Source organism: Propionicimonas sp., assembly GCF_034927565.1.
Classification (GTDB): Bacteria; Actinomycetota; Actinomycetes; order Propionibacteriales; family Propionibacteriaceae; genus Propionicimonas.
This window is the reverse complement of sequence record NZ_JAYFPT010000018.1, coordinates 43,073-54,113: the sequence shown is the minus strand read 5'-3', so window position 1 is coordinate 54,113 and position 11,041 is coordinate 43,073. Positions and strand designations below refer to the sequence as shown.

At 71.1% G+C, this 11,041-nt stretch carries 7 protein-coding genes and 1 pseudogene; 3 read left to right on the top strand and 5 right to left on the bottom strand.

What is annotated here, in order from left to right:
* The first annotated feature begins 90 nt into the window (after positions 1 to 90).
* The 3 genes and pseudogenes from VB080_RS05500 to VB080_RS05490 all read left to right on the top strand — a co-directional run.
* Positions 91 to 291 carry a hypothetical protein gene (locus VB080_RS05500; RefSeq protein WP_323417432.1) on the top strand — a complete coding sequence of 67 codons (201 nt, stop codon included), beginning with the start codon at positions 91 to 93 and terminating at the stop codon, positions 289 to 291.
* A 60-nt stretch (positions 292 to 351) separates the two neighbouring features.
* The gene (locus VB080_RS05495) at positions 352 to 2,415 is read left to right on the top strand and encodes a cytochrome c oxidase assembly protein (protein WP_323417431.1); all 2,064 of its coding nucleotides are present in this window, start codon (positions 352 to 354) and stop codon (positions 2,413 to 2,415) included.
* Positions 2,416 to 2,462: 47 nt separating this feature from the next.
* Positions 2,463 to 4,901: pseudogene (locus VB080_RS05490) on the top strand (heavy metal translocating P-type ATPase); the annotation flags it as partial.
* A gap of 196 nt (positions 4,902 to 5,097) precedes the next feature.
* On the opposite strand, the gene VB080_RS05485 reads toward VB080_RS05490, so the two are convergent.
* The 5 genes from VB080_RS05485 to VB080_RS05465 all read right to left on the bottom strand — a co-directional run bounded on the left by VB080_RS05485 (position 5,098) and on the right by VB080_RS05465 (position 11,039).
* Entirely contained in the window at positions 5,098 to 6,090 is a 993-nt protein-coding gene (locus VB080_RS05485) for an asparaginase (RefSeq protein WP_323417429.1), read from the bottom strand.
* A 173-nt stretch (positions 6,091 to 6,263) separates the two neighbouring features.
* A complete protein-coding gene (locus VB080_RS05480; RefSeq protein ID WP_323417428.1) occupies positions 6,264 to 7,118 on the bottom strand; it encodes an ECF transporter S component in 855 nt (284 codons plus the stop codon).
* A 50-nt stretch (positions 7,119 to 7,168) separates the two neighbouring features.
* Positions 7,169 to 8,821, bottom strand: coding sequence for an ABC transporter ATP-binding protein (locus VB080_RS05475; protein ID WP_323417427.1), 1,653 nt, complete (start codon positions 8,819 to 8,821; stop codon positions 7,169 to 7,171).
* Positions 8,818 to 10,002 (bottom strand): energy-coupling factor transporter transmembrane component T, encoded by a 1,185-nt coding sequence (locus VB080_RS05470; RefSeq protein ID WP_323417426.1) that lies wholly within the window; start codon positions 10,000 to 10,002, stop codon positions 8,818 to 8,820. Before VB080_RS05470 ends, VB080_RS05475 begins: the two co-directional genes overlap by 4 nt.
* The gene (locus VB080_RS05465; protein WP_323417425.1) at positions 9,999 to 11,039 is read right to left on the bottom strand and encodes a hypothetical protein; all 1,041 of its coding nucleotides are present in this window, start codon (positions 11,037 to 11,039) and stop codon (positions 9,999 to 10,001) included. The genes VB080_RS05470 and VB080_RS05465 overlap by 4 nt, the downstream gene beginning before the upstream one ends.
* Positions 11,040 to 11,041: the final 2 nt, after the last annotated feature.

Here is an 11,041-nt window from a genome sequence, read left to right as displayed (position 1 = left end):
GGCCACAGCCCGGCGTCCTGATCACAGCCAGACCCCAGCCAAGCGACCTGATCACAGTCGAACCACAGCCCGGCGTCCTACGATGATGGCATGGCTGAAATCCGCAAGTACGACCCGGCCAGGGGCAACGCCATCGCCGAGGCGTTGCGGGCCGCCATGGGCGAACCCGTCCGCCCGGTCACCCCGGGGGACGGCCCCCGTCCGGCACCGAAGCCGGAGCCCGAGCCACCGGCGGCGACCAGCTGGGTGAGCCTGAACGTGACCCCACCCGCCCCCGAGCAGCAGGGGTAGCCAGCGGGGCCGCGGGATAGACTCACCGCACGTCAGCTACGAGCACAACTGCGTGGGGTGATGGCCGCGACCACCGATCAACTGCCGGACACGACCGTGCGTCGTGTCCCCTCACTCGCGACCACCTGGAGCATCTGGCTGGCGGTCGGCGTGGCAGTCGCCGCGACCGGCGTGGTGGCCTCCGTATTGGCCGGGTTGCCTGCTTTGCCCGGACGGCCCGACGCCGATCCGTTCACCGGCCTGGTCTCGCTGCTGGGCGACCTGGTCGCCCGGTTGGCCGGCCTGGCCACCCTGGGCTGGTTGGCCGGGCGGGCTGTTTTCCTGCCCGCCGGCACCGGTAGCCTTCCGCGCTGGGGCGGCCGGACGGCCCAACTCTGGCTGGTCTCCGCGCTGCTGATGACCTTCGCCAACCCGGCCTTCGTCTACGGCCTGCCGCTGGGCTACACCCTGCGGCCGGACGCCTGGTGGACCTTCCTGAGCTCCACCCCCAGCACCCTGGCCTGGCTGATCAGCGCACTCGCGGCGCTGGCAGCGGTGGTGGTCGCCTACCGGCCGGCGTCCCGCTCGGCGGCGGCACTGGCCTGGCTGGCCGGCACCGGGGCGACAGTGTTCGTCGCGGTGACCGGCAATGTCTCGGTAGGGCTCGACCACGACTTCGCCACCGACGCGATGGGGATCGCGACGGTGTGTGCCACCGTCCTGGCCGGTGGTGCTGTCGGGGTGGTGGCGGTCGCGTCCACCGCCCCCGAGGCGATCGGCGCGGACGTCCATCGCTACCATCGGGCCGCGCTCCCGCTGCTGGTGGTCGCGGGCGTCGGCTACGCGGTGGCGGCCTGGCAGCAACTCGCGGGCGTACCGCTGCTCTCGGTCGCCGCCGGGGTGCCCGTGGCGGCCGGCGGGGGGCTGCTCGTCCTGCTGGTGCTCAACTGGTGCTGGCGGCAGCTGGTCGCCCGCCGAGAAGCGGTCACACCTGCGCGGCTGGTGGCCTCAGTGGGACGCGATCTGGTCGGGCTGATCGGCCTGGCCGCCTGCCTGACCGCCGCCGTCCATCTTCCGCCGCCGCGGTTCGAGGTGCCGCAGTCGGCCCAGGTGAACTACCTGGGCTACGAGGTCAACCTGCCGGCCACCCTGGAACGGCTCGCCGGGTTGGGGCGACCGAACCTGCTGTGGCTGACCCTGGTCGTCATCGCCATCGGCAGCTACCTGGCCGGGATGGTGAAGGTGCACCGCAGCGGCGGACGCTGGCCAGTCTCCCGGCTGCTGTGGTGGCTGGGTGGCTGGCTGCTGACCGGCTACCTCGCGGTCAGCGGACTGTGGATGTACTCCACCGCCGTCTACAACTGGCACATGCTCGTCCACATGACGGTGAACATGATGGTTCCCGTCCTCTGCGTCCTCGGCGCCCCCTTCACCCTGGCCCGGGAAGCCCTCCCCCCACCGTTTGTGCGGACTTCCGCCGGAAAAGAGAGCTCCCTTTCCCCGCTCAACTCCGCACAAACGGTAGGGGGGACGGGGCTGCTGGACGAACTGAGTGCGAATCGGGTGGTGCGGGTGCTGCTGAGCCCGCCGGTGGTCTGGGTGGTGTACGTCTCCTCGCTGTTCGCGGTCTACTTCACCCCGCTGTTCGAGTGGCTGATGCGCTACCACTGGGCCCACCAGTTGATGCTGCTGTACTTCATGGCAGCCGGGTATGCGTTCTTCGCGCTGCTGGTCGGCCCCGACCGGCATCCGTGGCCGCTGCCGCACCTGGTGAAGTTCGCCCTGCTGGTGTCGGTGATGCCCTTCCACGCCATCTTCGCGGTCGGCATCATGACCGCCCACACGGTGATCGGCGAGAACTTCTACCGCACGATCGACATCACCTGGGTGGGCGACCTGCTGGCCGACCAGAACATCGCCGGGCAGATCACCTGGTTCACCGGGGAGATCCCTGCCTTCGTCGCGGTGCTGGCGCTGGTCGCACAGTGGTTCCGCAGCGACTCCCGCAAGGCCGTGCGGGACGACCAACTGGTGGACGCCGGCGGCGAGGACGAACTCGCGGCGTACAACGAGATGCTGGCCGAACTGGCAGAGCGTGACCGGCGTGAGCAGCGGCTGCGGCCCTCAGGAGGTGACCACCGGTGAGCCAGGACACCCAGACTGTCAGCGCTCTCGACCAGCGCATCGAGCTGGACGTCTCCGGGATGACCTGCGCCGCCTGCGCGAACCGGATCGAACGCAAGCTAAACAAGATCGAGGGCGTCCGCGCGACGGTGAACTACGCCACCGAACGCGCAGTGGTGACCGGGCTGGCGTCCGAGCGGGCCGGCGAGGTGGTGGACGCGGTCCGCGCTGCCGGGTACGACGCCCGTCCGGTGACCGACGGGGAGGAGTCCGACGGCTACGGCGATCGGGTGAAGCTGCTGCGCAACCGGCTGATCGTGGCCGCCCTGATCACCATCCCGCTGGGCGATGCGGCGATCGCGCTGGCGCTGGCGCCGCAGATGCGCTTCCCGGGCTGGCAGTGGGTGCTGATCGTCGCCGCGCTGCCGGTGGTCTTCTGGTGCGCCTGGCCGTTCCACCGCGCCGCCTGGCGCAACCTGCGCCACGGGGCGACCAGCATGGACACCCTGGTGTCGCTGGGGGTGCTGGCGTCCTTCACCTGGTCGGTGGTGGCCACGATCATCGGCGGAACCGGCGAGAGCACCTACTGGTTCGGCTGGGGCAACGTCCCCGGCGGGGCCGACAGCCTCTACCTGGAGGCCGCGGCGGGAGTGACCACCTTCCTGCTGGCCGGCCGCTACGTGGAGGCCCGCTCGAAGCGCTCGGCCCGCGGCGTGCTGACCGCGCTGGGACGGCTGGCGCCGACCTCGGTGCGGGTGATCCGCGACGGCGTCGAGCAGGTGGTGCCGATCGGCACGCTGGCGGTCGGCGAGCGGTTCGTCGTCCGTCCGGGGGAGCGGATCGCCACCGACGGTCGGGTGCTTGCCGGCGCGTCCGCGATCGACGCCTCGGCGATGACCGGCGAGCCCGAGCCGGTCGAGGTGGCCGCGGGCTCGCGCGTGCTGGGCGGCACCACGAACACCACCGGCGCCCTGGTGGTGGAGGCGGAGAAGGTGGGCGCCCACACCCAGCTCGCCCAGCTGGCGGTGATGGCCGAGCAGGCCCAGGCCCGCAAGGCGTCCGTCCAGACCCTGGTCGACAAGGTGGTGGCCTGGTTCGTCCCGGCGGTGCTGGGGATCGCCGTGGCGACCCTGGTGGTCTGGCTGCTGGCTGGCGGCGGCGCGCGTCCCGCGTTCAACGCCGCCATGTCGGTGCTGATCATCGCCTGTCCGTGCGCGCTCGGGCTGGCCACTCCCACCGCCCTGCTGGTCGGGGTCGGACGCGGCGGCCAGCTCGGCATCCTGATCAAGGGGCCGGGTGCGTTGGAGTCCTCCGGCGAGATCGACACCGTGGTGCTGGACAAGACCGGCACCCTGACCACCGGCACCATGACGCTCACCGCCGTCCATGCCTTCGGCAGGTCCGAGGAGGAGGTGCTGGCGCTGGCCGCTGCCGTCGAGCAGCACTCCGAGCACCCGGTGGCGGCAGCCCTGGTGGCCGCGGCGCAGGCCCGCGGCATCGAGCCCGCTGCGGCCGGCGAGGTGACCGCCCTGCCCGGGCACGGCGTCCGCGGCCTGGTCGGGCCAGGGGACGGTTCTCCGGCCCAGGTTGAGCCAGGGGACGGTTCCCGGGCCTGGGAGGTGGTGATCGGCAGTCTCGAGCTGATGGAGGCCCGCGGGCTGATCGTCCCCACCAGCGCACGGGCGGCCGTGGCGGCAGCCGCCGAGGCTGGACGGACGGCCGTCCTGCTGGCGGTCGGCCCCGCGGCACCCCAAGCTGTCGGCTCCGCGGCACCCCAGACGGTCGAGCCCTCGGCGTTCCCGCCGGTGGAACCGTCCGCACCATCATTGGTCGAACCTTCCGCACCATCACTGGTCGAACCCCTCGCAACCCGGTCGCTCCCACTGGCCGAACCGCGCGCACTACCGCCGGTCGAGCCCACCGGGGCCCGACCGGCCGAACTCGTCGGCGCCTTCGAGATCTCCGACGTCCTCAAGGACTCGGCCCCGGACGCGGTCGCCCGGCTCCGCGAGTTGGGCCTGCACACCGTCCTGCTCACCGGTGACCGGCAGGGCCCGGCCGAGTTGATCGGCCAGCAGGTCGGCGTGGACGAGGTGATCGCCGAGGTACTGCCGGCCGAGAAAGCCGCCGCAGTCGGGCACCTGCAGCAGCAGGGACGCCGGGTGGCGATGGTCGGCGATGGGATCAACGACGCCGCCGCGCTGGCGACCGCGAATCTCGGCATGGCGGTGGTCAGTGGCACCGATGTGGCGATGAAGTCCGCCGACATCATCCTGGTGCGGCGCAGCCTGGACGTCATCCCGGACGCCATCGGGCTGGCCCGCCGGACGCTGCGCACCATCCGTGGGAACCTGGTCTGGGCGTTCGGCTACAACGTGGCGGCCATTCCGCTGGCCGCGCTGGGCTACCTGAACCCGCTGATCGCCGGGCTGGCGATGTCGCTGTCGAGCATTTTCGTGGTGACCAACTCGATGCGGCTGCGGCGGTTCACCCCGCCTCGTCCGTAACCCGGAAGTTCGGGCCCACCTTCCGCCGCAGCCAGGAGGCACCGCAGACCGAGACGGTTGTCGGGATCGTCCACGGCACACCGCGCGGTCGCCACGCTGTCCCGCCCCGCCAAAACCGGGGAACACAGGGCACCCGAGCGCGCCTCAGCACCCGCCTGCCCTCCTCCGCCCGGATTGTGGCAGGCTCCGCCGCCACTCAGCGTCCGCGGCGCTCGAACTCCGCCCGGATGACTTCCCGGTCACCGACGCCGGAGGCGACCAGCGACCACAGCAGCAGCCGGGCCTGGATCGCCGTCAGCCGGCCCGTCATCAGCACCCCGCGCCGGATCAGGTCGATCTCCGCGCCGGGGTAGCCGTAGGTGGTGCGGCCGGTGCGGCCACCACGGGTGCGGGACGCCATCACGACCGGCACCGCCTGCGCGGCGCGTTCCACCGCGTCCACCATGATCTGGGGGACGTGGCCCGCCCCCACCCCGTCGAGCACCAGCGCGTCGGCACCGGCCGCCAGCAGCGCCTCCACCACCCGGGAGTCCTCGCCCAGCGGGGTCGGGGCGATCGGCACCCAGGCCGTCCCGTCCGGGATGGACAGGGCGGGCGGTCGCGGATGGGCAGGGGTCAGCGCGTACTCCACCTCGGCCTCGTACAGCCGCCCGAGCGGCCCGAGCGGGCTGGCGAAGGCCTCGACCCCGAAGCTGCCGGTCTTGGTCACCGAGTCGGCGGCGAACACCTGGTCGTTCATCACCACCAGGACGCCCCGCCCGCGCGAGGCCGGTGAGAGCACGGTGAGCACCGATGCCAGCAGGTTGGCCGGACCGTCGGCGCCACTCTCCCCCGGCGAACGCATCGCCCCGGTGACCACCACCGGTTCGGGCCGGTCCCACCACAGGTTCAGCAGGAAAGCGGTCTCCTCCAGGGTGTCAGTGCCGTGGGTGACCACCACCCCTGTGGCTCCGTCGTCGACCGCCTGCCTGGCCCAGCGACAGGCTGCCAGGACGTCGGCGAACCTGACCGACGGTGAGCCAACACTGGTGATCACCGTGCCGCTGATCCGGGCCAGGCCGCGCAGTTCGGGGACACCGGCCACCAGGTCGTCTGCGCCGAGGGCGGGCACCAGCCCCGCCCGCTGGTCGCGCACCATCGCGATGGTGCCGCCCATGGCGGCGACGCCGATCTGTGGCAATGCGGTCATCGTCCCTCCCGTCCGGATCGGCGGCAGCCGTCGATCAGCGCAACAGCCACCCTAATGCGCATCTCTGACTCAAATCAGAGCCGTCCTCACCTGGGCCGGGTGCCGGGACCAGAGGGGATCGGCCAGAGAGGCGTTCCACAAGGCGAATCGGTCCGGCCTCGCACCACCCGCCGTCAGACTGCCTCGTAGCGTACGATCGGCGCGAAGTTTGCCCGGCGAGCTGCGCGCCGCAGCGCACCGAGGACGGGCGTCCCCAACACCAGTACCAGGAAGACATTCGTCACAGCGCGGCCAGTGTCCCAGACAGCCGTCGAGCTGATCAGCGTGAACCACCAGAACCGGGTCAGGTTCTCGCCCACCGGCGCGCCGGGGACGTAGGCAAGCCCTGGGTTGGCGGCGGTCCCGCTGGCCAGGTAGGGCCAGAACCACAGGTTCATGATCAGGCCGAAGAGGTAGGCCGACAACGCACCGTAGGCCGCCAGCATGGCCAACTCCGCACGTCCAGCCAGTCGCCGACCGAAGATCCGGTCAGGCAGCAGACCCGCACCCAGCGCCACCCAGCCCGAGGCCAGCATCTGGAACGGAAGCCAGGGCCCGACCCCGGAGGTGAGCAGCGCCGAGGAGAACAGCGATGTGCAGCCGAGGGTGAACCCGAAGCCCGGGCCGAGCACCCGCCCGGAGAGAATCAGCAGGAAGAAGACAGTCTCAATGCCGTTCGTGCCCGCGCCGAGCGGTCGGACGGCAGCATTCACCGCCGACAGCACCCCTAGCATGGCCAGGGCCTTCGCGTCCATCCCGCCCTCGGTGAGTTGGACCAGGATGAGCAGCACCAGCACCGGCAGGATCGCGACGAACACGTAGGGCGCGTCAAGACTGTGCTGCACCGAGGCCGGGCTGGCCGGTAGAACAAAGGGCCAGGCGAACATCGCCAGGCCGGCGATCGAGGCCAGCGTCAGCACTGCGGCCGATCTGGGCCCGAGCGGTAGCGCGCGGATGCGCTGGGTGTCGCCGCCGCCCGCGGGTTCCATGGGCGGCCTGTGAGCGTCCGCCGCTGCCGGGGCCGACCGGGCCGGCGCGCTCACCACCCCACTCCCGTCGGCGCGGCTGCGGCAGCCAACCCCGCCACCACCTCGTGGACGGTGAGCCATTCCTGCGGCGCGAACACCCGCGCAACCTGCGGCGAGAAGATCGCCGAGTTGGCCAGTACCTCGCGACTACTGCCCTGGGCGATGACCTCACCGGTGGCCATCACGATCGCCCGGTCGGCCACCTGGGCGGCGAACTCCACGTCGTGGGTGGCGATGCAGACCGCGCGCCCCCGTCCGGCCAGGTCCCGAACGAGCCTGGCGAGAGCATCCTTGGCCACATAGTCCAGCCCGCGGGTCGGCTCGTCCAGCAGCACCACCGCGGGGTCCGCGGTGAGTTGGACAGCCAGGACGAGGCTGAGTTTCTGGCCCTCCGACAGATCACGCGGGTTGCGGTCGCCGGGGATGCCGGTCGCCAGCGCGTCCAGGATCGCACGACAGGTTCCGTCCGGTTTGCTCGCCGTCCGGTCGGCGAGCGCACATTCGGCTGTCACCGTGTCGAGATAGAGCAACTCGGCAGCGGTCTGCGGCACCATCCGCACCTGGCGTCGGACTTCTGCAACCCCGGACGCCGTCAGGTCGGCACCGTCGACGCTGAAGCTACCACCGTCCAGCCGTCCCGCTCCGGTCAGCGCCCACAGCAACGACGACTTGCCCGAACCGTTGCGTCCCAGCAGCACGCTGACCTGGCCTCGGCACAGCACCAGATCGACCTCACGGACGGCCCGCAGCGCACCGTACTCGACGTCGATCCGGTGTGCTGTCAGCCCGCCCGAGGGGGCGTTGGCAGTCGTCGGCCCGCCCGGCTGCCGCGGCAGGCTGTCGGGATCCACCCCACGCAGCGACTCCCGCAGCGGCGGCGCGAACCGTCTGGCCTCACGCACCGAGGACGGCAGCGGGCGCCAACCCAGCGACTCCCCCAACTGGACGACCGGCGGTGCGATCGGCGCCCCGGCGATCAGTTCGACCGGCTCGCCGACCTCCACCTTTCCGTCCCCGGGCAGCAGCACCAGCCGGTCGGCGTATTCCAGCACCCGTTCCAACCGGTGTTCGGCGATCAGCACCGTCACTCCGAGATCGTGGACCAGGCGCAGCAGTGCCGCGAGCACCTCCTCAGCCGAGGTCGGGTCGAGGGCGCTGGTCGGTTCGTCCAGCACCAGGAGGCGGGCGCCGGCCGCCAGCACCGCACCGATCGCCACCCGCTGCTGCTGGCCGCCCGACAGCGAGAGCAGCGGACGGTCACGCAGGTCGGCGATGCCGAGCAGGTCGAGGGTCTCCTCCACCCGGGTGCGCATCCGCCGCGGCGCCACACCGAGTTGTTCCATGCCGTAGGCGAGTTCCTGCTCGACGGTGTCGGAGACGAATCCCGCCAGGGGGTCCTGGCCAACTCGTCCGACCAGGTGGGCGAGATCGCGCGGCGGAAACTCCCGGGTGTCGAGTCCTGCCACCTCCACCCGGCCAGCCAGGGTGCCACCGGTGAACTGCGGGACATGACCGTTGACGGCCCCCAACAGGGTCGACTTCCCCGTCCCGGTCCGCCCGGCGACCAGCGCGAACTCCCCCTCCTCCACCCGCAGGCAGACGTCGCGCAGCGCTGGCTCGGTGGCCCCGCTGTAGGTGATGGTGACGTGGTCGAACCAGATCATGGCGTCCCGGTGAGCCTCAGGCTGAGTGCTGCGGGACGGTCAGCGACCGCCACTCTTCCCTGGGGCTGTGAAACCCCGGCGACCGGCGGGGCCAGCAGGACGGGCAGCGCCCCGACCAGGCAGAGCAGCAGGGCCGGCACGGTCACCACCGGCCATTCCAGCGGGAAGATGGATGGGTAGAGGGTCTCAGGCTCACTGACGACCAACTGTCTGAAACCGGCGGCGGTGGCGACCCCGCAGGCCGCCACCAGGGTCTCGGCGAGGTGCCAGCGATCCGGCCGATAGCGGGTGTGTTGCGATCTGCGCCCCGCCAGGAACATCGCTGCCGCCGCGGCGGCGAGCGCTCCGACGAGCAACTGCCGTCCCAGGCCGCCGAAGGAAGCCGGGTCGAACAGCGCATAGGCCGCCACGCAGAGCAGCAGCACCGCCAGAACCAGCAGACCCGAGGTGACTCTCCGGAAGGCCACGGATTGAACTGTCCGCCGCCCATACCCCCGCGAGTCCATGGATGCCGCCAACAGGATCGACCGGTCGAGCGCATCCACGAAGACCGGCATCATCACCTGTCTCAGCCAGTGCCGGCGGCTGCTGCCGTCCGCGCGCAACTGCCGAGCCCGAGTGACCCGGCGCACCGACTCGGCCAGTTGTGGAAACACCGACACCGCCACCACGATGACCGTTCCCAGTTCGTAGAAGGCAGGCGGGACGGCAGCCAGCATTCTCTTGGCATTGGCCAGCGAGTTTGCCGCTCCGACGCAGATCACCATCGCCGCCAGTCGGACGCCGTCGTAGAGGCCACTGAGCAGGGCCTCGGCCGACACCGGTCCGAACAGCCGTCCGCCCTGGTCGGCGATCCAGTCCGGCGGCTGGGGGAACGGGATCGTGAACAGGACGGTCGGGCCGTCACCGGAGAACACGATCCGGAAGCCGGTCCGCACAATCAGGATGAACAGGCCCAGCCAGAGGTACATCCCGAACGACATCGCCCACGGCGCGTCGGGCCGGCGGACGACGACCACCAGTGAGACCAGGGCGACCATCAACGCCAGCAGGACGGGATTGGTAGTGCTGGTACAGGCCACTGCCATTCCGATCGCCCAGAGCCACCACGCCCCCGGATGCAGTTGTCGGGGGTGGCGGTAGCGGCGCAACGCGGCGGCCGTCCGGCCGACCGGGCTCATCGGTTGCGGCGGGAGCGCACCGCCACCCCGATGGCCGTACCGGCCACCGCCACCACGAGAGCGCCGCCGATCATCAGCTCGGCCCCTGGTCCCGAGCCGGACTGCAGCGCGGCAGGATCTTCACCGGCAGGCATCGAAGGCGGTGGGGGCGAGGCTTCCGCGGCAGTCTGGCCCGGCGTGGGCGATGCGGGAACCGCCGTCCCGGACCAGGTCGCGGACTCCGATTCTGTGGGCACCGGCGAGTTCGGCCCCGGAGTGGCCGACGGCGTAGCCGTCGCCGACGGGGTGACAGACGCGGAGCGGATCGGCGCAGGCTTGCTCGACTGGCTCGGTTGAGGCTTGCTGGAACCTGTCGGCTTGGGTTTGACCGGCTGGGGCGAAGGCGATTTCGACCGGGTCGGGGCGGGCTTGGGCGTACTCGGCTTCGGCGGGTCCTGCCAGGCGACCGGTTTCAGTCCGGGCGCCGGGTTCTTGCCGCCATAGCCACCGTCGGGATCGTTGGAGAATGACCAGCCCTCATAGCCGCCGATCACCACGCGGTGGGAGAGGACGCCCTTGTCGCTGTAGACCCAGGAGCCGCCCGGCTTGGCCCACCAGTACGACCAGTAGGCGGTGGCCGGGGGTGTGTTGACACAGTGCTCGTGATACTCGGATTCGCCCGGGATCGTGATCGACTCCTTGGCGGCCGGACGGCCGTTGATCCGGCAGACGAAAGCAGTCCCGTCATGGGTGGTTCCTGCGGTACCAACCCCCACAGCCTTGAGCGCGTCCATGCCGACAGCACCCTTCGGAAGGTTGCTGGCACAGTACTTCTTGATGCCGCCCCCGAGGTTCTGGTAGTCGATCACCACCGTCACTGCGTTCTGGTCGGCGGTGGTGCAGACCCCGTCCCGACCGGCGGCCATCGGAACCATCGCAGGGTTCGGCGTGGCCCCAGCGGACTGAGCCGCCGCGGCCACGCCGAACAGGGCTGCGAGGAGGCAGCCGCCGAGCTGGACCGCGGTCCGGCTGGCAGCCAGCCCCATCGGGACCCGCATCG